The sequence below is a fragment of the Pseudomonas orientalis genome, assembly GCF_022807995.1.
Classification (GTDB): Bacteria; Pseudomonadota; Gammaproteobacteria; order Pseudomonadales; family Pseudomonadaceae; genus Aquipseudomonas; species Aquipseudomonas orientalis_B.
The window spans coordinates 5,305,656-5,330,755 of sequence record NZ_CP094351.1; the positions used below are offsets into that span (position 1 = coordinate 5,305,656).

Annotated in this window: 21 protein-coding genes; 5 read left to right on the forward strand and 16 right to left on the reverse strand. The window is 61.4% G+C overall.

The features are described 5' to 3' along the window. Nucleotides 1–148: 148 nt before the first annotated feature. From purU to MRY17_RS23870, 7 genes are all read right to left on the reverse strand, one after another. Nucleotides 149–1,006: a formyltetrahydrofolate deformylase gene (gene purU, locus MRY17_RS23840; RefSeq protein ID WP_005792124.1), complete on the reverse strand. Its 858-nt coding sequence runs from the start codon at nt 1,004–1,006 to the stop codon at nt 149–151. A gap of 161 nt (nt 1,007–1,167) precedes the next feature. Then, the gene (locus tag MRY17_RS23845; protein ID WP_191953046.1) at nt 1,168–1,800 is read right to left on the reverse strand and encodes a sarcosine oxidase subunit gamma; all 633 of its coding nucleotides are present in this window, start codon (nt 1,798–1,800) and stop codon (nt 1,168–1,170) included. Nucleotides 1,801–1,924: 124 nt separating this feature from the next. Further along, on the reverse strand, nt 1,925–4,942 hold the full coding sequence (locus tag MRY17_RS23850) for a sarcosine oxidase subunit alpha (RefSeq protein WP_243352965.1): 3,018 nt from the start codon (nt 4,940–4,942) through the stop codon (nt 1,925–1,927). After that, nucleotides 4,939–5,241: a sarcosine oxidase subunit delta gene (locus MRY17_RS23855; protein WP_057723608.1), complete on the reverse strand. Its 303-nt coding sequence runs from the start codon at nt 5,239–5,241 to the stop codon at nt 4,939–4,941. The genes MRY17_RS23850 and MRY17_RS23855 overlap by 4 nt, the downstream gene beginning before the upstream one ends. A gap of 15 nt (nt 5,242–5,256) precedes the next feature. After that, on the reverse strand, nt 5,257–6,507 hold the full coding sequence (locus tag MRY17_RS23860) for a sarcosine oxidase subunit beta (RefSeq protein WP_010207084.1): 1,251 nt from the start codon (nt 6,505–6,507) through the stop codon (nt 5,257–5,259). 22 nt (nt 6,508–6,529) lie between these two features. Next, nucleotides 6,530–7,783 carry a serine hydroxymethyltransferase gene (gene glyA / locus MRY17_RS23865; protein WP_181284370.1) on the reverse strand — a complete coding sequence of 418 codons (1,254 nt, stop codon included), beginning with the start codon at nt 7,781–7,783 and terminating at the stop codon, nt 6,530–6,532. Between the two features lie 236 nt (nt 7,784–8,019). After that, a complete protein-coding gene (locus tag MRY17_RS23870; RefSeq protein ID WP_191953049.1) occupies nt 8,020–8,748 on the reverse strand; it encodes a TraX family protein in 729 nt (242 codons plus the stop codon). A gap of 90 nt (nt 8,749–8,838) precedes the next feature. Here MRY17_RS23870 and MRY17_RS23875 point away from each other — a divergent pair, with 90 nt between their 5' ends. Further along, nucleotides 8,839–9,879, forward strand: a complete 1,041-nt coding sequence (locus MRY17_RS23875; RefSeq protein WP_243352966.1) for a low specificity L-threonine aldolase — start codon at nt 8,839–8,841, stop codon at nt 9,877–9,879. 187 nt (nt 9,880–10,066) lie between these two features. Continuing rightward, complete coding sequence (locus MRY17_RS23880) at nt 10,067–10,270, forward strand: hypothetical protein (RefSeq protein WP_181284368.1); 204 nt, start codon at nt 10,067–10,069, stop codon at nt 10,268–10,270. A gap of 45 nt (nt 10,271–10,315) precedes the next feature. Here the strand turns inward: MRY17_RS23880 and gbcB are convergent, their stop codons facing one another. Then, nucleotides 10,316–11,416 carry a glycine-betaine demethylase subunit GbcB gene (gene gbcB, locus MRY17_RS23885; RefSeq protein WP_057723602.1) on the reverse strand — a complete coding sequence of 367 codons (1,101 nt, stop codon included), beginning with the start codon at nt 11,414–11,416 and terminating at the stop codon, nt 10,316–10,318. Nucleotides 11,417–11,698: 282 nt separating this feature from the next. On the opposite strand from gbcB, the gene gbcA reads away from it, so the two are divergent. After that, the gene (gbcA, locus tag MRY17_RS23890; RefSeq protein ID WP_104504954.1) at nt 11,699–12,994 is read left to right on the forward strand and encodes a glycine-betaine demethylase subunit GbcA; all 1,296 of its coding nucleotides are present in this window, start codon (nt 11,699–11,701) and stop codon (nt 12,992–12,994) included. 840 nt (nt 12,995–13,834) lie between these two features. Here the strand turns inward: gbcA and MRY17_RS23895 are convergent. From MRY17_RS23895 to MRY17_RS23920, 6 genes are all read right to left on the reverse strand, one after another. Beyond that, nucleotides 13,835–14,605: an electron transfer flavoprotein subunit beta gene (locus tag MRY17_RS23895; RefSeq protein ID WP_191953051.1), complete on the reverse strand. Its 771-nt coding sequence runs from the start codon at nt 14,603–14,605 to the stop codon at nt 13,835–13,837. Nucleotides 14,606–14,615: 10 nt separating this feature from the next. Next, a complete protein-coding gene (locus tag MRY17_RS23900; protein ID WP_243352967.1) occupies nt 14,616–15,836 on the reverse strand; it encodes an electron transfer flavoprotein subunit alpha/FixB family protein in 1,221 nt (406 codons plus the stop codon). Further along, nucleotides 15,833–17,779 (reverse strand): dimethylglycine demethylation protein DgcB, encoded by a 1,947-nt coding sequence (gene dgcB / locus MRY17_RS23905; protein ID WP_243352968.1) that lies wholly within the window; start codon nt 17,777–17,779, stop codon nt 15,833–15,835. The genes MRY17_RS23900 and dgcB overlap by 4 nt, the downstream gene beginning before the upstream one ends. Nucleotides 17,780–17,935: 156 nt before the next feature. Next, nucleotides 17,936–19,996, reverse strand: a complete 2,061-nt coding sequence (gene dgcA / locus MRY17_RS23910) for a dimethylglycine demethylation protein DgcA (RefSeq protein WP_181284364.1) — start codon at nt 19,994–19,996, stop codon at nt 17,936–17,938. Nucleotides 19,997–20,011: 15 nt separating this feature from the next. After that, on the reverse strand, nt 20,012–20,542 hold the full coding sequence (locus MRY17_RS23915; RefSeq protein ID WP_005792152.1) for a DUF5943 domain-containing protein: 531 nt from the start codon (nt 20,540–20,542) through the stop codon (nt 20,012–20,014). 52 nt (nt 20,543–20,594) lie between these two features. Beyond that, the gene (locus MRY17_RS23920) at nt 20,595–21,572 is read right to left on the reverse strand and encodes a dipeptidase (protein WP_015886257.1); all 978 of its coding nucleotides are present in this window, start codon (nt 21,570–21,572) and stop codon (nt 20,595–20,597) included. Between the two features lie 218 nt (nt 21,573–21,790). On the opposite strand from MRY17_RS23920, the gene MRY17_RS23925 reads away from it, so the two are divergent. After that, the gene (locus tag MRY17_RS23925; protein ID WP_065885435.1) at nt 21,791–22,192 is read left to right on the forward strand and encodes a lysozyme inhibitor LprI family protein; all 402 of its coding nucleotides are present in this window, start codon (nt 21,791–21,793) and stop codon (nt 22,190–22,192) included. Between the two features lie 39 nt (nt 22,193–22,231). On the opposite strand, the gene MRY17_RS23930 is transcribed toward MRY17_RS23925, so the two are convergent. Next, entirely contained in the window at nt 22,232–23,194 is a 963-nt protein-coding gene (locus MRY17_RS23930) for a tyrosinase family protein (RefSeq protein ID WP_243352969.1), read from the reverse strand. A gap of 190 nt (nt 23,195–23,384) precedes the next feature. Here MRY17_RS23930 and MRY17_RS23935 point away from each other — a divergent pair, with 190 nt between their 5' ends. Next, nucleotides 23,385–23,801: a DUF3010 family protein gene (locus MRY17_RS23935; protein ID WP_181284362.1), complete on the forward strand. Its 417-nt coding sequence runs from the start codon at nt 23,385–23,387 to the stop codon at nt 23,799–23,801. A gap of 172 nt (nt 23,802–23,973) precedes the next feature. On the opposite strand, the gene MRY17_RS23940 is transcribed toward MRY17_RS23935, so the two are convergent. Then, nucleotides 23,974–24,918: a GlxA family transcriptional regulator gene (locus MRY17_RS23940; protein ID WP_243353965.1), complete on the reverse strand. Its 945-nt coding sequence runs from the start codon at nt 24,916–24,918 to the stop codon at nt 23,974–23,976. Nucleotides 24,919–25,100 lie beyond the last annotated feature (182 nt).

Genomic DNA, 25,100 nt, shown 5'->3' on the forward strand with positions numbered 1-25,100 from the left:
AGGCAGCGCGTTAAGTGCTCGGGTACAGATGCTGTTTCTTGTGTTGCTGGTGAGGCCTCATCGGGGGCAAGCCCCCTCCCACAGGGGAACGCATTTCAAATGTGGGAGGGGCGGTGCGACGATTCGACTTGCCCCCGATTGGCGCCAGTCAGAGCACCACCGTCCGATTGGCATTCAAAAACACCCGCCGCTCAATGTGATACCCCACCGCCCGCGCCAACGTGAGCCCTTCGATATCCCGCCCCTTGGCGATCAGATCCTCGGGATAGTGGCTGTGGTCCACCACCTCCACACCCTGGGCGATGATCGGCCCTTCATCCAGATCGTTGTTGATGTAATGCGCCGTGGCGCCGACCAGTTTCACGCCTTTGTTGTACGCCTGGTGATACGGCTTGGCGCCCTTGAACCCCGGCAGCAACGAGTGGTGAATATTGATGGCCTTGCCGTCCAGCTTGCGGCACAGCTCTGGCGACAGCACCTGCATGTAGCGCGCAAGAATCACCAGCTCGGCGCCGGTGTCTTCCACCACTTGCCACACTTGACGCTCCTGGGACGGTTTGTCGTTGGGGTCCAGCGGGAAATGGTAGTAGGGAATCTGGTGCCAGTCGGCCAAAGGTTTCAGATCGGGGTGATTGGATACCACCGCGACCACGTCCATCGACAGCTGACCGATGCGCTGGCGGTACAACAGATCGTTCAGGCAGTGATCGGCCTTGGAGACCATGATCACCACTTTTGGCCGGTAGTTCGGCGCGGTCAGCTCGAAGATCATCCCAAAGGCTTCGCCGCGCGTGGCCAGGCCGTCGCGAAACGCCTGCTCGTCAAAGCCATCGGGCTGGCGGAATTCCACTCGAATGAAAAACCGGCCCGAAAGGCGGTCATCGAACGAATGGTGTTCGGTGACGTAGCAGCCCTGCTCGAACAGATAGCGGGTAACCGCGTCCACCGTGCCGAGCACGCTGGGGCAGTCGGCGGTCAAAATCCATGTATCAGGGGCGCGGCTCATAGCGGGTAACTCCTCAAACAACGCTATCTACTGTAGGAGCGAGCTTGCTCGCGAAGAACGCCAACGATGATGCGTGCATGCTGAATGAACGCGGCGTCTTTGAGTTTTTCGCGAGCAAGCTCGCTCCTACAGTGAAGGGGTGAGACAGCGCGAGCGCCATGTCAGGCTTGAACGCTCAGGCCGAACTCGGCCGAGGCATCCTGCAGCCACAGCCACCAGTAATCCGAGAAGCTGCGACGAATCAGCAGTTCCCAGGTGTCTTCAGCGGTATGGCGGATCACCAGTTGCGACTTGGCGAACACCGTGCCCACCGCCTTGCCCACCGGGAAGTTGTCCGGGTGCACGTCGTAGCTGGTGGACTTCATCAGCACGTCACGCACGTTCGGGCCGCTGAGCTCGAGGATCTGCTGGCCGCCGCTGACGTTGACGATCTGGATATGCAGGTCGCCCAGCGCCGCGCGCAGGTTCTGTTCGGCAGCGAACTCTTCGCCGCTCGGGACAATGAGCAGCCATTCGTCCGGGCCGAGCCATTGCAGACTCGTCTCACCCTTGAAAATCACGCTCAGGGGGCCGGGCAGTTCGATGCCGACAGCCTTGTGCACCCCGGCGGCGAAGGCGACATCGTGACCATCGCCACGAATGGTCAGGTGACCGAGGAGTTTCTTTTCACGCACGGTTACGCCGGCGTTCTTGCGCCCCTTGCCGACCAGGCTGGCGAGGTCGGCATGGTGCAGCGACGACTCGGCCTTGGCGCCGGTGGTGGGGCGTTGTTGGTACACATTGGCTGCTGTCATAAAGCACCTGTTCTGAATTCTGTGGTGACTGTTCCGGCCTCATCGGGGGCAAGCCCCCTCCCACATTTTGAAATGCATTCCCCTGTGGGAGGGGGCTTGCCCCCGATGGGCGCGCCGCGGTCTATCAGATGTTCTGCCGCTCGCCCTTCGGGTCAAAGAACACCGAGGACACAATCTCCGCCTCGATCACGCTGCCATCGGCCTGCGGCGAGAACACCCGCTCGCCGATGCGCTTCAAGCCGCCCTTCACCACACCCATGGCAAACGAATAACCCAGGGAGTTGTGTGCATAGCTTGAGGTCACATGACCGACCATTTTCATCGGAATCGTCTGCTTCGCATCGAACACCAGCTGCGCGCCTTCCGGCAACCACACAGTCGGATCGATCGGCTTCAAGCCCACCAGTTGCTTGCGCTCTTCACGCACGCAATCTTCGCGGTTCATCCCACGCCAGCCGATCCACGAAAACGGTTTGGTACGGCCCACGCACCAGCCCATGTTCAGGTCGTCCGGGGTCATCGAGCCGTCGGTGTCCTGGCCGACGATGATGAAGCCCTTCTCGGCGCGCAGTACGTGCATGGTTTCGGTGCCGTACGGAGTCAGGTTGTACTGTTTGCCCGCCTCGACGATCTGTTCCAGCACGCCCATGGCGTAGTCGGCCTGCACGTTGACTTCGTACGACAGCTCGCCGGTAAACGAGATACGGAACACCCGCGCCGGTACGCCGCCAACCAGGCCTTCCTTCCAGGTCATGAACGGGAAGCCGTCCTTGTCCAGGTCGATATCAGTCACTTGCGCCAGCAGCTTGCGGCTGTTGGGGCCGGACAAGGTCATCGTCGCCCAGTGGTCGGTGACCGAGGTGAAATACACCTTGAGGTTCGGCCATTCGGTCTGTTGATAGATTTCCAGCCATTGGAGGACGCGAGCGGCGCCGCCGGTGGTGGTGGTCATCAGGAAGTGGTTGTCGGCCAGACAGGCGGTAACGCCGTCGTCGAAGACCATGCCGTCTTCCTTGCACATCAGGCCGTAGCGCGCCTTGCCCACGTCGAGCTTGGTCCAGGCGTTGCTGTAAATGCGGTTAAGAAACTCACGCGCATCCGGGCCCTGGATATCGATCTTGCCGAGTGTCGACGCATCCAAGAGGCCGACACTGTCACGCACCGCCAGGCATTCGCGTTTTACCGCAGCGTGCAGGTCTTCACCGTTGCGTGGGAAATACCAGGGGCGTTTCCACTGGCCGACGTCTTCAAACTCGGCGCCGTTCTTCACGTGCCAGGCTTGCAGCGCCGTATAGCGAACCGGTTCGAAGATGTGCCCGCAATGACGGCCGGCAATCGCGCCGAAGGTGACCGGCGTGTAGTTCGGGCGGAACATGGTGGTGCCCATCTGCGGGATGGTCACGTTCAGCGAGCGCGCCGCGATGGCCAAACCGTTGACGTTACCCAGCTTGCCCTGGTCGGTGCCGAAGCCCAGCGCGGTGTAGCGCTTGACGTGTTCGACCGACTCGAAGCCTTCGCGGGTGGCCAGTTCGATGGCGGCGGCGGTCACGTCGTTCTGCAGGTCGACAAATTGCTTCGGCGCCCGAGCAGTGGCTTTTTCGTGGGGCACCTGGAACAGCGCCAGGGTCGGTTCTTCCAGACGGCTCAAGGCCTTAGGCAACACGCCTTCAACCGGGGCGAAACCCGCTTCGCTGGCCGCGCGCACGCCGCCTTCAAAACCATCGGCCAGGGAATCGCCAAGGCCGTAGACGCCGTTGATGCCGCCGACGCACACGCGTTTCTGCGGTGCTTCGCCCGGTACAAAACCGAGGATATCTTCACGCCAGGTCGGCTTGCCGCCCAAGTGCGAAGCCAGGTGCACCACCGGGCTGTAGCCGCCGGAGCTGGCCACCAGGTCGCAGTCCAGCCACTCGCCGGGGCTGGTGACTTTATAGGCCTTGACATCAATTGCCGCCACGCGCGCACCGGTCACATGCTTGCTGCCACGGGCTTCGATCACGGCGCTGCCGGTGAGGATGCGAATACCTTTGGCGCGAGCTTCTTCAACCAGTGCACCGCGTGGGTTGTGACGCGCATCGGCCACCGCGACAACGGTGAGGCCCGCATCGAACCAATCCAGCGCAACGCGGTAGGCATGATCGTTGTTGGTCGACAGCAGCAGTTTTTTACCCGGCGCCACGCCGTAGCGGCGCACGTAGGTGGAGACCGCACCGGCCAGCATGTTGCCCGGCACATCGTTGTTGCCATACACCAGCGGGCGCTCACACGCACCGGTGGCCAATACCACACGCTTGGCCCGCACACGGTGGATACGCTGGCGCACCACACCGATCGGCGCACGGTCGCCAAGGTGGTCGGTGAGGCGTTCGTGAATGGTCAGGAAGTTATGGTCGTGGTAGCCGTTGACGGTGGCGCGGGGCAGCAGCACCACGTCCGGCAGGGCTTTCAATTCAGCGATCACGCTGGCGACCCACTCGGTAGCCGGCTTGCCGTCGAGGCTTTCGCGCGAATCGAGCAAGGAGCCGCCGAACTCTTCCTGCTCATCGGCGAGGATCACGCGGGCACCGCTGCGCGCAGCCGCCAGGGCAGCGGCGAGACCAGCCGGGCCTGCGCCAACCACCAGCACGTCGCAATGACGGTTGAAGTTGTCGTAGGTGTCCGGGTCGTTCTCGGTCGGCGAGCGGCCCAAACCAGCGGCCTTACGAATGTACTTCTCGTAGGTCATCCAGAACGATTGCGGGTACATGAAGGTTTTGTAGTAGAAACCCGGCGGCATCAGCTTGCCGCCGACCTTGCCGAGAATGCCCATCATGTCGTTGTTCACGCTCGGCCAGCCATTGGTGCTGGTGGCGACCAAACCCTGGTACAGCGCCTGTTGCGTGGCGCGCACGTTGGGAATCTGGGTGGCTTCGGTGGCGCCGATCTGCAGTACCGCGTTCGGCTCTTCGGCGCCCGCAGCAAAGATGCCGCGAGGGCGCGAGTACTTGAAGCTGCGGCCGATGATGTCGACACCGTTGGCCAGCAGGGCGGCGGCCAGGGTGTCGCCTTCAAAGCCTCTGTAGCTCTGGCCGTTGAACGTGAAGGTCAGGACTTTATTGCGGTCGATCCGGCCACCGTTGGACAGGCGATTGATCTGGCTCATACCTTCTCTCCAGAGGCCTTGGCGGTGAACTGAGGCTTCTCACCGATCTTGTAGGTTTCAAGAATTTCGTAGGTGACGGTGTCACGGGTGGCGTTGAAGTACTGACGGCAACCGGCGGCGTGAATCCACAGTTCGTGATGCAGGCCACGAGGGTTGTCGCGAAAGAACATGTAGTCGCCCCACTGCGCGTCGGTGCAGGCATTCGGGTCCAGCGGGCGCGGGATGTGCGCTTGGCCGGACGCGTGGAATTCCTCTTCGGAGCGCAGTTCGCCACAGTGAGGACAGAAGATATGCAACATAGGAAATTTCTCCTGTTAGTGGGCGACGGCCGCAGCGCCGTGTTCGTCGATCAGCGCACCGTTGTGGAAACGGTCGATGGAGAAAGGTGCGGCCAGCGGGTGCATTTCACCCTTGGCCAGGCTCGCGGCAAACACGTTGCCCGAGCCTGGGGTGGCCTTGAAGCCACCGGTGCCCCACCCGCAGTTGAAGAACATGTTCGGTACCGGGGTCTTGGAAATGATCGGGCACGCGTCCGGCGTGGTGTCGACGATGCCGCCCCACTGGCGGTTCATGCGCACGCGGGACAGCACCGGGAACATCTCGACGATGGCCTGGATGGTGTGTTCGATCACCGGGTACGAGCCGCGCTGGCCGTAGCCGTTGTAGCCGTCGATACCGGCGCCGATCACCAGGTCGCCCTTGTCGGACTGGCTGATGTAGCCGTGCACCGCGTTGGACATGATCACGCTGTCGATAATCGGCTTGATCGGCTCCGACACCAGGGCTTGCAGCGGGTGGGATTCGATCGGCAGGCGGAAACCGGCCAGCGAGGCCATGTGCCCGGAGTTACCGGCGGTGACCACACCGACGCGCTTGGCGCCAATAAAGCCCTTGTTGGTTTCCACGCCGATGCACACGCCGTTTTCCTTGCGAAAGCCGATCACTTCGGTCTGCTGGATCAGGTCCACGCCAAGGGCGTCGGCAGCGCGGGCGAAGCCCCAGGCCACGGCATCGTGACGGGCCACGCCGCCGCGACGTTGCACGGTGGCGCCGAGTACCGGGTAGCGGGTGTTCTTCGAGCAGTCGAGGTACGGGATTTCGTCGGCCACCTGCTTGGCGTTGAGCAGCTCGCCGTCCACGCCGTTGAGGCGGTTGGCGCTGACGCGACGCTCGGAATCCCGGATGTCCTGCAGGGTGTGGCACAGGTTGTACACGCCACGCTGGGAGAACATCACGTTGTAGTTCAGGTCCTGGGACAGGCCTTCCCAGAGTTTCATCGCGTGTTCGTACAGGTGCGCCGACTCGTCCCACAGGTAGTTGGAACGCACGATGGTGGTGTTGCGCGCGGTGTTACCGCCGCCCAGCCAGCCTTTCTCGACCACGGCCACGTTGGTGATGCCGTGCTCTTTGGCCAGGTAGTAGGCGGTCGCCAGACCATGCCCGCCGCCGCCGACGATGACCACGTCGTAGACCTTTTTCGGGGTCGGCGTGCGCCACATCTTCTGCCAGTTTTCGTGATGGCTGAGGGAGTGCTTGAAGAGGCCGAAGCCCGAGTAGCGTTGCATAGTCATTACTCCAAAACCGCGCTCAGCGATAAACCGGGAAATCAGCGCACAGGGCAGACACGTGCTTGGCCACGTTGGCCTCGACGTCGGCGTCGCCGAGGTTGTCGAGGATGTCGCAGATCCAGCCGGCCAGTTCGATGCACTGCGGCACCTTGAAGCCACGGGTGGTCACCGCCGGGGTGCCGATACGCAGGCCCGAGGTCACGAACGGCGACTGCGGGTCATTCGGCACGGCGTTCTTGTTGACGGTGATGTGGGCCCGACCTAGGGCGGCGTCCGCGTCTTTGCCGGTGAGGCCCTGACGGATCAGGCTGACCAGGAACAAGTGGTTATCAGTACCGCCGGAGACCACGTCATAGCCGCGTTTGATGAACACCTCGGCCATCGCCTGGGCGTTGTCGATCACCTGTTGCTGGTAGGCCTTGAAGCCTGGCTCCAGCGCTTCCTTGAAGCACACCGCCTTGCCGGCGATCACATGCATCAGCGGGCCGCCCTGGGCGCCGGGGAACACGGCGGCGTTGAGTTTCTTCTCGATGGCTTCGTTGGCCTTGGCCAGGATCAGGCCGCCACGCGGACCGCGCAGGGTCTTGTGGGTGGTGGTGGTGACCACGTCGGCGTAGGGCAGCGGGTTCGGGTACAGGCCGGCGGCGACCAGGCCGGCGACGTGGGCCATGTCGACGAACAGCAGCGCGCCCACCTTGTCGGCAATCGCACGGAAGCGTGGGAAATCCAGGGTCTTGGAGTAGGCGGAAAAACCGGCCACGACCATCTTCGGCTGGTGCTCCACGGCCAGGCGCTCGACTTCGTCATAGTCGATCAGGCCGGTGTCGGTGTTGATGCCGTATTGCACCGCGTTGTACAGCTTGCCCGAGGACGACACCTTGGCGCCGTGGGTCAGGTGGCCGCCGTGGGCCAGGCTCATGCCCAGGATGGTGTCGCCGGCATTGATCAGCGCCAGGTACACCGCGCTGTTGGCAGACGAGCCGGAGTGCGGCTGCACATTGGCGTAATCGGCGCCGAACAGCTGCTTGGCGCGCTCGATGGCCAGGGCCTCGACCTTGTCCACGTGCTCGCAGCCACCGTAGTAGCGCTTGCCCGGGTAGCCTTCGGCATATTTGTTGGTGAGGCCGCTGCCTTGCGCTTGCATCACACGTTTGCTGGTGTAGTTCTCCGACGCGATCAGCTCGATATGATCTTCCTGACGCTGCTCCTCGGCATTCATGGCCGCCAGCAGTGCGTCGTCATATCCCTGAATCTGGTCTTGTTTGCTGAACATCGCGTCTCTCCCAGCCTTTCGTATTGTTGAGGCCCTCGCAGGGCCCTTTGATGCGATGGTAGGGCTGGCGCGTGCGGGCCAAATGCCTGCGCACGCCACGCAAAGGTGCGTTTACGACATTCCTTCAGAGACACAGAACAAATGTGGGAGGGGGCTTGCCCCCGATGGCGGTGGATCATCTCGTACATGCGGTGACTGACACTCCGCAATCGGGGGCAAGCCCCCTCCCACAGGGGTCAGGCGATGATCTTGCGGACGAGGAGTAGCAGGAGGAAGTGCATTGGATAAAGGGCATAGGCCCAACGGCGCATGGCCGGTGGCGAAACATTTTTGGCATGTCGCAATAAGACCAACCCTGCCAACGGCGCAACCAGACACGTCGCCAACCCAAGCATCGCCACCAGGCTGCCGCTATTGAGCAGAATCTGCCATTGATTGGCAGCGACGCAGACCAGACCCGGCAGCACGCTGAAATACCAGGGCCGGCGAAACACCAGCAGCATCGCCAGCGGCAGCACTGCACCAAAGAAACCGAACATCAGCTGCGTTGAAAACACGGCCGCTATTGTGACAGCGATCAGCGCCAATCCTCGATCAACCAACGTGTTCTGCTGCCATCCTCGGGCAACCAGCAAACCCAGCGCCAAGGTCGGCAACACGTTCAAGGTGTCGACGTCTTCGATGAACATCCGATACGGCACTTCGCTGATCACGCTGAACAGCAACAACCAACCCAAGTAGCGCCAGTGGCCGGTCACCGGGGCGTTTCGAGCCCGGTGCAAATTCGCCGCAATCGCCAGGCAAAACCATGGGAACGCCAGGCGCCCCGGCACATACAAGCCATCGAGGCTCAAGCCCACGTAGCGCAGATGATCGAGCACCATGCTCAGCAGCGCCAGCCACTTGAGCAGGTCCAAAGCGCCATCTCGGACACGTCCGACAGGCAAGGTGTCAGTACCGTGCATAATTCCCCACCGACTTTGCATTTACAGTGCGTGCGCCCCCCTCCCAATCTTGGTTAAAGTGCGCACCAACATCGACCACAGGAATGGGCCATGACTGACAAGAGCCAACAATTCGCCAGCGACAACTATTCCGGCATCTGCCCGGAAGCCTGGGCCGCCATGGAACAAGCCAACCAGGGCCATCAGCGCGCCTACGGCGATGATGAGTGGACCCATCGCGCCGCCGACGGTTTCCGCAATCTGTTCGAAACCGACTGTGAAGTGTTCTTCGCCTTCAACGGCACCGCCGCCAACTCCCTGGCATTGTCCTCGCTGTGCCAGAGCTACCATAGCGTGATTTGCTCGGAAACCGCCCACGTCGAGACCGACGAATGCGGCGCGCCGGAGTTTTTCTCCAACGGCTCCAAACTGCTCACTGCGCGCACCGAAAACGGTAAGCTGACCCCTGAGTCGATCCGCGAGATCGCCCTCAAGCGCCAGGACATTCACTATCCCAAACCACGCGTGGTCACCCTCACCCAGGCCACCGAAGTCGGCAGCGTCTACACCCCGGAAGAAATCCGTGCCATCAGCGCCACCTGCAAAGAGCTGGGCCTGAACCTGCATATGGACGGCGCGCGCTTCTCCAACGCCTGTGCGTTTCTCGGCTGTTCGCCGGCCGACCTGACCTGGAAGGCCGGTGTGGACGTGCTGTGCTTTGGTGGCACCAAGAACGGCATGGCCGTGGGTGAGGCGATCCTGTTCTTCAACCACAAGCTGGCCGAAGACTTCGATTACCGCTGCAAACAGGCCGGCCAGCTCGCGTCGAAGATGCGCTTCCTGTCCGCACCGTGGGTGGGCTTGCTGGAAAACGATGCCTGGCTCAAGCATGCACGCCACGCCAACCACTGCGCACAATTGCTCAGCAGCCTGGTGGCGGACATTCCCGGCGTGGAATTGATGTTTCCGGTGCAGGCCAACGGCGTGTTCCTGCAACTCTCCGAGCCGGCTATCGCAGTCCTGACGGCCAAGGGCTGGCGCTTCTATACCTTCATCGGCAAAGGCGGCGCGCGCTTCATGTGTGCGTGGGATACCGAAGAAGAGCGTGTAAGAGAATTGGCCGCCGACATCAGGGAAGTGATGAACGCTTGAAGTAGAAACCAGACAGGCCGGTGCTGGCCGATTGCCGAGTCTGTTTTTTGATATTTCTGACAGCAGCGCACTTGAATTTCATTGTCTAGCCTCTTGGAACCCGGAAGGAAAACGCAGCGATATCTGCCACCTTCCGGGTTTATTGCCTGTCGAATAGTCGGCGGCACATCCAATGGAGAGTTCAATCATGGAATATCAAAGCAACGTCAATACACTGGTGCAAGGCGACAACACCGTCAGCACCACCATTATCGACTGGGACGAGTTCAGGAAATACGCAAAGGTCGGCGACACCATCCGCGAGCCATCAAGGACGCTGAGGGTCTACGACAAAGTCTATGAACTGACAGCCTCCGCTCAGCACTTCGTCGTTCATATCTACGCCCAGTAACCCTTCACTCTGTTCGTTCCCACGCGAAGTGGGAACGATCGGCTGTCAGAACTCGATGCGCACATCGCCCTTCGGCACGCTGCAGCACGACAGGATATAACCCTCGGCTTCGTCCTCTTCGGTGATCCCACCGTTGTGCTCCATCTCGACCTCCCCGCCCAGCTTCATCACCTTGCACGTGCCGCAGATGCCCATGCCGCACGCCTTGGGGATCAGCAGCCCAAGCTTGGCCGCCGCCGCATGCACCGTTTCACCCGGCGCCACGCGAATGCTTTTGCCGGAGGCGATGAATTCCACTTGGTGCAGATCGGCCAGGTCGACTTCCGGCGCATCCGCCGCCTGTTCGGCCTGCTCTACCGCGTCGGCCCGGGCTTCCGGTGGCGTCGCGCCAAAGGATTCTTCGTGATAGCGCGCCATATCGAAACCGGCAGCTTCCAGCAGGCGCTTCACCGCGCTCATGTACGGTGTGGGGCCGCAGCAGAACACTTCGCGCTCGAGGAAGTCCGGCACCATCAGTTCCAGCATCTTGTGGTTCAGATAGCCGCGATAACCCGCCCAGGGTTCGCCCAAGCCGTGTTTCTCGCAGATCAGGTGCAGGCTGAAGTTGTCGATCCGCGACGCCATGTGCTCCAGCTCGCGGTGGTAGATGATGTCCTTGGGCGAGCGCGCACTGTGCACGAACGTCATGTCGACATTGGCGTTGGTGTCGTAGAACCAGCGCGCCATGGACATGACCGGCGTAATGCCGACGCCGCCGCTCAGGTACAGCACTTTGGGGCTTGGGAAGTCGATCGCATTGAACAGCCCGACCGGCCCGTGCACCGCCAGTTCCTGGCCTTCATGCAGCGTATCGTGCAACCAGTTGGAAACACGGCCGCCCGGTACACGCTTGATGGTCACAGAAAAGCTGTACGGCACCGACGGCGAACTGGAAATGGTGTACGAGCGCATGATCGGCTGGCCTTCGATCTCCAGCTCCAGGGTGACGAATTGCCCCGGCTTGAAAAAGAACAGGATCGGCTGGTCGGCCATGAAACAGAAGGTGCGCACGTCCCAGGTTTCCTGGATGACTTTGACGCAACGGACGATGTGCCGGCCATTGGCCCAGGTCTGGGTGGTTACCGGATTCAGGAAACTGTTGGACATGTTGTTCTCCACCGCCGAGGCTCGGCCTTATGGTGGCGATTCTGCGTAACGCGCGAATCGCCCATTTACCTATCTGCGACATTCACATACTTACCGCGACCAGCCCCCAACGACAGGGGCTTGCGCGTCGGGATCAGATTGGGCCATGTCGCCCATGGATAAGGTTCGACCCAACGCCGGGCCCACACTCGCTCCCAACAAAGACGCGTTCTTTACGCCTTGCTGCAAACCTGATCAGCCACTATTCGCCGGCCACACCGAATGGCCATGAGGACACACACGATGGACGTCACCGCAACCTTAAGCTTGGGCGATCCGCTGGAACCCGCACGCAAGGCCACCGCGCAGATGTTGCAAGAGCGCGAGCGCACCTATTCGCTGCCGCAGCCGTTTTACTCTGATGAGCGGTTGTTCGATATCGACATGCAGGAAATCTTTCAGAAAGAGTGGTTGATCGCCGGCATGACCTGCGAGATCCCCACCAAGGGCAACTACCTGACCCTGCAAGTGGGCAAGAACCCGATCATCGTGATCCGTGGCGCCGAAGGCGTGGTGCATGCGTTTCACAACGTGTGCCGCCACCGCGGCTCGCGCTTGTGCACCAGCGACAAGGGCAAGGTTGCCAAGCTTGTTTGCCACTACCACCAGTGGACGTACGAGCTGGACGGTCGCCTATTGTTCGCCGGCACCGAGATGGGCGCCGACTTCGACATGAAGCAGTACGGCCTCAAACCGGTGAACGTGAAGACCGCCGGCGGCTACATTTTCATCAGCCTGGCCGAGAACCCGCCGGCCATTGATGACTTCCTGTCGACGCTCAACCATTACATGGAACCCTACGACATGGAAAACACCAAGGTGGCGATCCAGACCACCTTGTTCGAGAAAGCCAACTGGAAGCTGGTACTGGAAAACAACCGCGAGTGCTACCACTGCAACGCGTCGCACCCGGAACTGCTGAAAACCCTGCTGGAGTGGGACGACGTCACCGACCCGCGCGCCGACCAGGCGTTCAAGGATCACGTCGCCGCCTCGGCCGCCGCCTGGGATGCCGAAAAGATTCCTTACGCCCACGCCAGCTTCGGCCTGCGTAACCGCATCGTGCGCATGCCGCTGCTCAAGGGCACCGTGTCGATGACCCTGGACGGCAAGCAGGGCTGCGCCAAACTCATGGGCCGCATCAAGAACCCGGACCTGGGCTCGATGCGAATCCTGCACCTGCCCCACTCGTGGAACCACTGCATGGGCGACCACATCATCGTGTTTACCGTGTGGCCGATCAGCGCCCAGGAAACCATGGTCACCACCAAGTGGATCGTGCACAAGGACGCCGTGGAAGGCGTGGACTACGACGTCGAGCGCATGCGCCAGGTGTGGGACGCCACCAACGACCAGGACCGGCGCCTGGCCGAAGAGAACCAGCGTGGCATCAACTCCACCGCTTACCAGCCGGGGCCGTACTCCAAGACCTATGAGTTCGGTGTGGTGAATTTTGTGGACTGGTACAGCGAGCGCATGCTCAACAACCTCGGCGCGGCGCCAGCGCCTTACCTCAAGGGTGTGGCCGCACACGAGTAACTGACACACTGTGGATCAAATGTGGGAGGGGGCTTGCCCCCGATTGCAGTGGTTCAGCCAGCAACTTTATTGGCTGATGCACCGCTATCGGGGGCAAGCCCCCTCCCACATTGAAATCTGAACTGTTCAAAATTTGACCAGCAATAGTGAAACCCTCCGCAGCTGGGCGCTTCAACGATTACCCAACAACTTATCCACAGAGCCACCCACAGCAATTGTGGGCAAGTGCGGCTACCGCCAAAATTAAACCAAGAAAATCCGTGACTTATTCAGAACCCTGGATCTGACAAGTGACTGATCGTTTTTTGATCAGCCCACTGAAAGCCCCGGATCACGTGCCCTGCAGCGGAACGCGAACACCTTATCCACAGAAGCACCAACAGACTTTGGGGGCAACTTTGCCCAAGCTGTGGAAAACCACCTCAAAGCTGCATATCTCGGGGGATTCAGGGGTGTCTAGCGGGGTAAATACGACAATTGATCATATTTTGATCATATTGAGCAAAGCCTTTATCTATAAGGCCCCCAGCCGACAGCGAACATCTTATCCACAGAAGCGCCAACAGACTTTGGGGGCAAGTCTGTACGCCCACCCTGGAAAAACCCCATTAAAAACCGCCAGTTAGACTGGTTATTTTTCGTACAGAGGGCTGCAGGGCATGATGCGCCGGGGATGCAGACAACCGCGAACAGGTTATCCACAGGCGCATCAACAGCGATTGTGGGTAAACCCTTGTAGGAGCGAGCTTGCTCGCGAAGAACCAGAGAGCGCCGCGTTAAAACCGGACACGCTGCGTTATCGTTAACGTTTTTTGCGAGCAAGCTCGCTCCTACAGGGGATCAGCGTACGACGCCTTCTTCTATGAGCAATTTGAGTATGGCTTGCGCGCCCTCTTCAGCACTCACGCCCTTGAGCACCTGCCCACCGCCCCCGCTGGCCTTGGCCGTCGCAGCCTTCATACGATCAGCGCCGCTCTTGGCTTTGATCACCTTGAGACGCTTGGGCCGGGGCTTGGCCGGTTGCAGCAGCGCACCTGTGAATAACTCATCCGGTTCAATCTCGACGTCGTGGGCGGCAAGCTCGCCACGTTGCGCCGGGCCGTACGCACTCTGGCGCGGCTTGGGCGCGGCGTTATCCACCGTCGCCAGAAACGGCAGACGCACCTTCAAGCGCCGTCGCTGGCCGCGTGGCAACGCCTGCAGTACATGGGCCACGCCAGACTCGATGGACTCGACCTGCGCCAGCCCTACAATCAGCGGCCAGCCCAACTGCTCCGCCAACAGGAACGGCAGCATGCCCGAACCCTCGCCGGTTTCCGCCTGGCTGCCAGTGAGCACCACCTGGGCGCCGGCGTCGCGCAAATAGTCACTCAGCACCGGCAACGCATCGGCACCGGCCGGCTGTTCCAGTACATGCATCTGGGCCAACCCCATGCCCAGGTAGCTGCGCAGGGTCGGCTCGCTGATGTCGCCGGCGTGCAGCACCTGCAACTTATCCCCAGCCATTTGCAGGCCAAGCTCGACGGCACGCGCATCCTGTTCGGCACGGCGCGGGCGCCCGGAAGTGGGGTGAGCGCCGATGGATACCAGGCTGATTACATTGGTTGTCATGGTCATGTCCCTAGGCTGCATCGCGCTTGGCGCCGTTGCGGTAGGCCTCGACCGCAGCGATCAAGGCGTGCAGAATCGCGGCGCTTTCGCCGATCACCGACAGGTCGGCACGCTTGATCATGTCGCAGCCGGGGTCGAGGTTGATCGCCACCACCTTGTCGCAGGCACCGATGCCCTGCAGGTGCTGGATCGCCCCGGAAATACCCACGGCCACGTACACCCGCGCCGTGACCCAGGTGCCGCTGGCGCCGACCTGGCGATCACGTGCCATGAAGCCATCGTCCACCGCGACCCGTGAAGCGCCTTCGGTGGCGCCCAGGGCGGCGGCGGTCTGGTGGAACAGCGCCCAATCCTTCACGCCGTTACCGCCGGAGAAAATGAATTCGGCTTCGGCCATCGGAATCGCCGCCGGGTCCACTGCCACCGCGCCGAGGTCTTCGATACGCGGCAGGCTGCGTGCCAGGGTTGTGGATAACTCCACCGGCAAGGCTTCATGCCGTGTTTCGCTGACCGGATCGGCGCATTCGACGGCGGCGAGGATCAGGCGTGGCAGCGGTCGCGCCAGGTCTTCCTGGCCGGCGCCGGCACGGCCGATGCATTCGTCACCCTTGATTTGCCAGACCCGCGTGGCCGGGCGTTCCTTGAGGCTGGCGGCAAAGCGCCGGCCCAGTTCGCCGCCGCCACTGCGGCTGTCCGGCAGCAACCAGTGACGCGGGCTGAACTGGTTATCCACAGCGCGCAAACCTTGCACACGTTGCTCAGGTGAATAACCGTCGAATTCGCGGCCTTCCAGCACCAGCAGGCGATCCACGCCGGCGGTGGCAAAGGCCGTTTCCTTGTGGTCACCAAACACCACGGCCAGCACCGCGCCGTCGCTGCCGGCGAGTTGCCGGGCCAGGCCGAGCAGATCGCGGTCGTGGCTGCTCAAGCGACCGCCAACCATGTCGGGTACCACATTGATGTAGAACGCCGGGGCCGGGACCTGATGCAGCGGCAGTTGCACCTCCACAGCCGCCGTGCGTTTGGCGGCGCCGCCCTGCTGGGCGCCGCTGCGGTCGATGCGCTTGATGCCATTGGGGCCGATAAACCCCATGCCATGCACGTTCTTGCGGATGACGCCGTTAGGCCCCATCCAACTGTGTTGCACCGGCTGCATCGCCGCGTGCAGCGGGTGAAGGCGGTTGCGGGCGATCCATTCGGCCCGTGGGTCGCGGCGGATAATGTCGCTCATATATGCACCTGCGCAGGTTCACGTTTGGTCGGGGCTTTGGCTGGCGCGGCGTCTTCCAGCAACGCGTCGGCCACCAGCTCGGCAATGTCCTTGATCAAGGGTCGCGGCTCGACCACGCCTTCTAGCATCGCGGTGCACTGCGGGCAGCCCACGGCCACCAGCTCGGCGCCGGTTTCGCGGATGTCTTCCATGCGCATGTCCGGGATCCGTTGCTTGCCGGGAATGTCAGTGATGGGTGCACCACCGCCGCCGCCGCAGCAGCGTGAGCGGAAGCCCGAGCGCTGCATCTCCTTGACCTCGATGCCCAACGCGCGCAGCACTTGGCGCGGCGCCTCGTATTCGCCGTTGTAGCGGCCCAGGTAGCAAGGGTCGTGATAAGTCACGCTGCTGCCTTTGTGCTGGCCCAGGTTCAGCGCGCCGTCGCCGATCAGCTCGGCCATGAAGGTGCTGTGGTGCTGCACGGAGTAATTGCCGTTGAAGGCGCCGTACTCGTTTTTTAACACATGGAAACTGTGCGGGTCGCAGGTGACGATGCGTTTGAAGCTGTACCTGGCCAGGGTCTGGATATTGCGCGAGGCGAGCAGTTGGAAAGTCGCTTCATCACCCAGGCGTCGGGCCACGTCGCCGCTGTCGCGCTCTTCAAGACCGAGTACGGCGAAGTCCACACCTGCCGCTTTGAGCACCTTGACGAACGCGCGCAGGGTGCGCTGGTTACGCATGTCGAAAGCACCGTCACCGACCCAGAACAGCACGTCGCAGCTGCCCTTGTCGCTGAGCAGCGGCAGGTTCAAATCCGCCGCCCAGTTCAGGCGGCCGCCCGGAGCGAAGCCGCCGGGGTTGTCGGTGGCGATCAGGTTTTCCAGGACTTCGGCGCCCTTGTTCGGCGTGGAGCCCTTCTCCAGGGTGAGATGGCGACGCATGTCGACGATGGCGTCAACGTGCTCGATCATCATCGGGCACTCTTCGACGCAGGCGCGGCAGGTGGTGCACGACCACAGTGTCTCGGCGTCCACCAGGCCGTTGACGATCGGCTGGTGCGGGTTGCCGCCGTGTTCGCCCACCGGCTTGCCTGGATACGGGCTGCCGGCGAACCTGGCATCGGTGCCACCGGCGAGGCCGACCACCATGTCCTGGATGAGTTTTTTCGGGTTCAACGGCTGGCCGGCCGCGAACGCCGGGCACGCGGCTTCGCACTTGCCGCACTGCACACACGCGTCGAAGCCGAGCAGTTGGTTCCAGGTGAAATCCTTGGGTTTTTCCACACCCAGTGGCGCGGTCTTGTCACTCAGATCCAGCGGTTTCAAACCCGTGGAACGGCCGCCACCGAAGCGCTCGGCGCGGCGGTGCCAGGCCAGGTGCAGGGCGCCGGCGAACGCATGTTTCATCGGGCCGCCCCAGGTCATGCCGAAGAACATTTCGGACACGCCCCACAGCACGCCCACGCTCAGCAATGCAGCAAGCAGCCAGCCGCCAAAGTCGGCGGGCAGAATTCCGGCGACCGGCAGGGTCACCAGGAAGAAACTCACCGAAAACGCCATCAGGCTTTTCGGCAGGCGCATCCATGGGCCTTTCGATAGGCGTGCGGGCGGATTGCGGCGGCGCAGGTACATAAAGATCGCGCCCACAAACATCAGCACCGAAGCCAACAGCAAGGCATAGCCGAGGATGCGATTCTGCAGGCCGAAGCCGTGCACCAGTATCGCCAGCAGTGCCGACAGCACAAAACCCAGCGCCGTGGCGACGTGGGTGTTGGCGATGTACTTGTCGCGGGCGACCACGTGGTGCAGATCGACCATGTAGCGCTTGGGCATGGCCAGCAGGCCGCCGAGCAGGTCGACTTTGGAGGCACGGCCACGGCGCCACATGTTCGCCCGGCGCAGGGCGCCGAGGACGGCGAGGCCCAAAGCGGCAAACAAAAGAATAGGCAGCAAGGTGTTCAACATGGTGAAGCTCCCAAAGACCACACAGGCCTACTGTGAAACTGGCCTTGAATGTGGGAGGGGGCTTGCCCCGATGGCGGAGTGTCAGTTGATACAGCTGTAGCTGACCCACCGCTATCGGGGGCAAGCCCCCTCCCACATTTGACCGCGTTCACCTCATCAAAAGTCTTTGCACAGGCGCAAGGCGTCGTAGATGGCGGCGTGGGTGTTGCGCTGGGCCACACAGTCGCCGATGCGGAACAGCAAGTACCCTTCACCCGCTTCGCTCAGGCACGGCTGCGGCTTGATCGCAAACAAGGCTTCAACGTCGATCTGGCCCTTGTTGCGCGAGCCTTCCTTGAGCCCGTAGTAAATGGCTTCGTCCGGGCGTACGCCGTTCTCCACCACCACCTGGTCCACCACCCGCTCCTCTTTGGCCCCGGTGTATTCGTTTTCCAGCACCGCTACCAGCTTGTCGCCCTCGCGATAGACCTTTTCCAGCATCATGTCGCCGGTCATGATCACTTCCTTGGGGTACATGCTGCGGTAGTAAGTCGGGAACGACGTACCGCCGATGGCCACGCCCGGCTTGATATCGTCGGTGACGATTTCCACCTGGCAGCCTTTGTCGGCCAGGAAATCCGCCACCGACATGCCGGTGAATTCGCAGATGGTGTCGTACACCAGTACGTTCTTGCCTGGCGCAACCTTGCCGTCGAGCACATCCCAACTGCTCACCACCAGGCCTTCGGCAGCGCCCCAGTGTTCGTTCTGCTCGATGAACGGGTGGCCGCCCACCGCCAGCACCACCACGTCCGGGCGCAGGTCGAGGATGGTCTCGGCGTCGGCCGCCACGCCCAGGCGCAGGTCGACTTTCAAGCGCGCCAGTTCCAACTGGAACCAGCGCGTGATACCGGCGATCTGGTCGCGCTGCGGGGCTTTGGAGGCCGTGGTGATCTGCCCGCCGATAAACTCTTTCTTCTCGAACAGGGTCACGTCATGACCGCGTTCGGCAGCGACGCGCGCCGCTTCCATTCCGGCCGGGCCGGCACCGACCACCACGACTTTGCGCTTGGGCCCGGTGGACTTCTCGATAATGTGCGGCACGCCCATGTATTCGCGGGACGTCGCAGCGTTCTGGATGCACAGCACATCCAGGCCCTGGTACTGGCGGTCGATGCAGTAGTTGGCGCCGACACATTGCTTGATCTGGTCGATCTGGCCCATTTTGATCTTGGCGATCAGGTGCGGGTCGGCGATGTGCGCACGGGTCATGCCGACCATGTCCACATAGCCGCCTTCCAGAATGCGCGTGGCCTGGTTCGGGTCCTTGATGTTCTGCGCGTGCAGCACCGGGACCTTGACCACTTCCTTGATGCCGGCCGCCAGGTGCAGGAACGGCTCCGGCGGGTAACTCATGTTCGGGATCACGTTGGCCAGGGTGTTGTGGGTGTCGCAACCCGAGCCCACCACGCCGATGAAGTCGAGCATGCCGGTGTCGTCGTAATACTTGGCGATCTGCTTCATGTCCTCGTGGGACAAGCCGTCCGGGTGGAACTCGTCACCGCACAGGCGCATGCCCACGCAGAAGTCGTCACCCACTTCGGCGCGCACGGCCTTGAGCACTTCCAGGCCAAATTTCATGCGGCCCTCGAAGCTGCCGCCCCATTCGTCGGTACGCTTGTTGACGCGCGGGCTCCAGAACTGGTCGATCATGTGCTGGTGCACGGCGGACAGTTCCACGCCGTCCAGGCCACCGGCCTTGGCGCGCTTGGCGGCGCTGGCGTAGTTGCCGATCACGCGCCAGATTTCTTCCGGCTCGATGGTCTTGCAAGTGGCACGGTGCACCGGCTCACGCACGCCGGACGGCGACATCAGGGTCGGCCAGTTGAAGCCGTCCCAACGCGAACGACGGCCCATGTGGGTAATCTGGATCATGATCTTGGCGCCATGCTTGTGCATGGCGTCGGCCAGGTTCTGGAAATGCGGGATGATGCGGTCGGTGGACAGGTTCACCGAACTCCACCATTCCTGGGGGCTGTCGATGGCCACTACCGAAGAACCGCCGCAGATCGCCAGGCCGATACCGCCCTTGGCTTTCTCTTCGTAGTACTTCACATAGCGGTCGGTGGTCATGCCGCCGTCGGTGGCATACACCTCGGCGTGGGCAGTACTGAGCACGCGGTTGCGAATGGTCAGTTTGCCGATCTGAATCGGCTGGAACATTGCTTCGAAAGCCATGGCACGGTCCTCGGCTTACAACGGCTTGACGGTGAACAAACCATCATCGTGGCCCTCTTCGGAGCCTCCGTAGACTTGTTCGGCGACGGTGCGGATCTTGCTGCCACGGGCCTCGAGAATCTGGTCCATGGCGCCGGCAAACCAGCCGGTGAACATGTAGTCCACTTTGCGCCCGACCTTGCCGTACACGTAGACGAACGCCGAGTGCTCAAGCTTGACGCTGGCGGTGCCTTTATCCAGGTCGATGTCCTGGATCTTGAACAGGCCCCAGCCGCGTTGCGACAGGCGCTTCATGTAATGCTCAAACACCGCGACGCCTTCCAGGCCGTGGCATTCGGCTTCTTTTTCACACCAGTGCCAGGCGGACTTGTAGCCGGCCTTGTAGAGGATCTCGGCGTAGGCGTCGGCGCCCAGCACTTCTTCGATGCCCATGTGGTTGTTGACGAAGAAATGGCGCGGCACGTACAGCATGGGCAGGGCGTCGGAGGTCCAGACACCGGTTTCGCTGTCGACTTCGATAGGCAATTGCGGGGCGATCTTGGCCATGGAAACTTAACTCCAGAAAAATTCGTGGTGGTGTTGCCGATAGGTGTCTGGCTTATTCGCCCCAGACGTCCTTCAAGACGTTGACCCAGTTCTCGCCCATGATCTTGCGTACCACGCGCTCGGGGTGGCCACGCTTGAGCAGGGTCTCGGTCAGGTTGGGAAACTCGCCCACGGTGCGGATGCCCAGCGGGTTGATGATCTTGCCGAAGCTGGTCAGGCGGCGCGCGTAGCCCTTGTCATGGGTCAGCATTTCGAAGAAATCCTGGCCATGGCCCTGGGTGAAGTCGGTGCCGATGCCGATGGCGTCTTCGCCGACAATGTTCATGGTGTATTCGATGGCTTCGGCGTAGTCGTCGATGGTCGAATCGATGCCCTTGGCCAGGAACGGCGCGAACATGGTCACGCCGACAAAACCGCCGTGGTCGGCGATGAACTTGAGTTCTTCATCGGACTTGTTGCGCGGGTGCTCTTTAAGGCCCGATGGCAGGCAGTGGGAATAGCACACCGGCTTTTTCGATTCGAGGATGACCTCTTCGCTGGTCTTGGAACCGACGTGGGACAGGTCGCACATGATGCCGACGCGATTCATCTCGCCGACCACCTCACGCCCGAAGCCCGACAGGCCGCCGTCGCGCTCGTAGCAGCCGGTACCCACCAGGTTCTGGGTGTTGTAGCACATCTGCACCACCCCGACGCCGAGCTGCTTGAAGATCTCGACATAGCCGAGCTGGTCTTCGAAGGCATGGGCGTTCTGGAAGCCGAAAATGATGCCGGTCTTGCCCTGCTCCTTGGCCTTGCGAATATCGGCGGTGGTTTTCACCGGGATCACCAGGTCGCTGTTCTCGCGGATCAGGGTCTGGCTGGCGACGATGTTATTGATCGTGGCCTGGAAGCCTTCCCACACCGACACCGTGCAGTTGGCGGCAGTCAGGCCACCCTTGCGCATGTCTTCGAACAGGTCGCGGTTCCACTTGGCAATAATCAGACCGTCGATAACGATGCTGTCGGCGTGCAACTCGGCTGGGCTCATCAGGCGTCCCCTTATTGGCAATTCATGCGCCGAATCGTCTGCCGGCGCTTTGGAGCCAGCATATGCCCAGGGACCGACGGAGCCGGGTGCAAAAACGACAGGGGAATTGCCGAAAGCGTCAATCCGCGACAAAGGCTGTTAAGAGAGGTCTGACTGGCGGCTGTTCTTTGTCTTACGCTTGAGCCAGAATTCCGCATCACCTGATATGAGACGGCGCAATGAAATCGATTTTCCTGGCTTTGGCACTCATCGCAACCGGCGTCCACGCGGCCGAAGACACCGATAGCACACCGTGCGACGGCATCGAGAACGACCAGCAAACCCTGGAATGCGCAACCTACAACAAAACCACCGCCGAGCAATTGCTCAAGGACAACTATCAGGGGCTGCTGGAACGCATGGGTTCGACCTATGGCAGCGACAAGACCAAACTGGCGGACATTACCGCCCGTCTGAAGGACGCCCAGCAAAAATGGGAAAAATTGCGAGATGCCGATTGCGCAGTGGACACCTTCCCGGCAGTCACCGGCACCAAGGCCTATGCGATTGCGCACAATGACTGCCTGGCGCGCATGAGTGACGAGCGGTCGGAGTTTCTGGAGTCGATTGGGCAGGAATAAGCGCACCCGCCGTCCTGCAGCGGGTGCATTGGCACCGCGTCATTCCATGAAAGGCGACCTGAACGGGCGCTTGATCAGCGGCTGGCTTGGTGCGTAGCTGTAGCCCAGGGTGGAAATATCCATGACATCCCGGATGCGGCGAGTCCAGGGCTTGAGCACATCTTCATAATTGTGTCCCGGCGGGCCGTCTTCCATCGGGCAGTAATGCGCAGCCAGGTCGGGCTCGTCCACGCGCTTCTGTGCTTGCCAATCCGCCCACACTTTGTCGACAAAGCAGTGATGCAGGAAAAACGCCGGATCATCAGGTGAGGTCATGGGCAACATGTTGCCGCCGATCCACAAGTGCACGCGATTGTGCAACTGTGAGCCGGGTGTCTTGACGTTGGGATCACCTCGTTGGGTGATCCAGCCTTCCAGCCGATTTCTTAACCCCCGGGTGAAAGGGCTCGCGTTGTAGTTGGGCTCATCATACAAGGCTTCATTCATCGCCATTTGCAGATCCTCCACGCTGGGCAATGAGCTGACAAACTGTCCGAACTGACGCTTTAGCCCAGGGCCCGGCAAGTCCTCCTCCGGATAAGACGGCACAGGCCAGTTGCCGTTTTTGTGGGCAAACACGCCGTCCTGCACGCGAAATTGATCCGTGGGGTCGCCATTTCCACCAAGGAAACCCTCGCCCCATAGCGGAGAGCGCTCAGGGGCCGCCGCATCCAGCGTCCAGTTCCAATAAGGCAAGGTAATGCCCGGTTTGATTGCCTGAAGGTCCGCTTCAAACTGCATCAGCATTTCACGGTGCCACGGCAGGAAAGCGGGCCCACGGTGAGCGCCGTTGCGGTAGGTGGGATCTTGCGGCTCGTCGGGATGAACCGTAGGGACCATCACTTCGTGGTGCCAATGAACGTATTTGTCGTAGACCCCCCTGCTTTTCATGATCAGTAGCGTGTTGATAAATTCCAATTGTTCCGTCGCACTCAGTGCACGGACTTCCTTGCGGATATTCATGTGTTCACTCCCTCGCCGGCAAACCTTGGGGAACCACAATAGGTTCTTGCGCAAAATCTAAGGTGGCGTGGGACGGCGGTCTACTGTCATAACCAACAGGTCCGAGGCAGTTCCGGACGGAAGGTCAGCGACGCTTGAGGGCTCACTGCTGATACCATCCCTGCCTCTTCACTTTCTGCAAGGCCACCCTATGACACTGTGCGGCATTGAAATCAAAGGCAGCGAAGCCATCATCGCCGTCGCCTCGCTGGACAACCAGGCGCTGACTCACGTCGCCCTGGCCACCAAGAAAATCGCCTTGGAAGACGACGATGAAGCCGCCAACGTCAAGGCCTTCGCCGCCCAGGTGAAAGCGTTCGTGCAGGCAAACGCCATCACCCGTATCGCGATCAAGAAGCGCAGCAAGAAAGGCGAGTTTGCCGGCGGCCCGACGACGTTCAAGATTGAAGGGGTGTTTCAGTTGCTGGAGGGGGTGGAGGTAACGCTTTTGTCACCGCAAACCATCAATGCGCAGAACAAGAAGCACAACTTTGACCTACCCGCGACACTGAACAAGTATCAGCATGAAGCTTACAAGGCGGCGTGTTCGGCCCTGCTGAAAAAATAAGCCACACCAAAATCTACTGTGGGAGGGGGCTTGCCCTCGATGGCGGTGTGTCAGTCACTTATGTGCTGCTGACCCACCGCTATCGGGGGCAAGCCCCCTCCCACATTTAATCCGCGGTGCCGGCCGCTTTTATACCTAATTATAGTCGCGCCTATAATTGACTAAAAAACGATCAAACCGCCTCCCGTCGCCGATCCTCCCTGGGACATTTCGCAAACCTTGCCCGATAGCTGCGAGTGAAATACGACGGTGACTCAAACCCGCAGGCAATGCTCACCTCCAGCACGCTCATGTCGCTCTGGCGCAACAGTTTCCGGGCTTTTTCCAGGCGCAGGCCCAGGTAGAAGTTGCTTGGCGTGTCGTTCAGGTGCAGGCGAAACAGCCGCTCCAGTTGGCGCCGCGTCACCTTAATCGCGTCGGCCAGGGCCAAGGTGCTCAGGGGCGGTTCGGTGTGCTGTTCCATTTCGCCGATCACGTGCACCAGTTTCTTGTTGTTGATGCCGTAGCGCGTGGCGATCTGCATGCGCTGGTGATCTTTGCGGGGGCGGATGCGGCCGAGTACGAACTGCTCGGAAACCTGAATCGCCAGCTCCGGGCCGTGGGCCTGGGCGATCAGGTCGAGCATCAGGTCGATGGACGCAGTGCCGCCGGCGCAGGTGATGCGGCGCCGGTCGATTTCGAACAGTTCCTGGGTCACGCTCAAGTGCGGATAGGCTTCCTTGAAGGCGTCGATGGCTTCCCAGTGCAGGGTCAGCCGGTGGCCGTCGAGCAGGCCCGCCTCGGCCAGTACGCAGGCACCTGTGTCGATGGCGCCGAGGGTTGCACCGTCGTGGTCGAGGCGACGCAACCAGTGCGCCAGGGCAGGCGTAGCGAACTGCAAGGGTTCAAAGCCGGCCACCACCAATAAGGTCGCGCCTTTTTTCAGCGGTTCCAGCGCGGCGTCGGCGTTGACCGACATGCCGTTGCTCGCCAGCACCGCACCACCGTCGGCGCTCAATATGTGCCAGCGGTACAACTCGCCACGAAAGCGGTTGGCGACCCGCAACGGCTCAAGGGCAGAGATAAAGCCGATGGCCGAGAACCCCGGCATCAGCAAGAAGTAGAAATCCTGGGACATGATGGCGCTCTCGTGGGACGACCAGCGTGGCACTGTGATACTCCCGTTCAAGGGCGGATTCAAGCGCGCAGGTCGCTGCAGTGCAAGAGCCGGTCGCCGCTGTGCGTTTCGGCGCTGGCGAAGGTACGTAACTTGGCTGCACGGCGCACAAAGACGCCGGACCCCACAATAACGACCTGCCG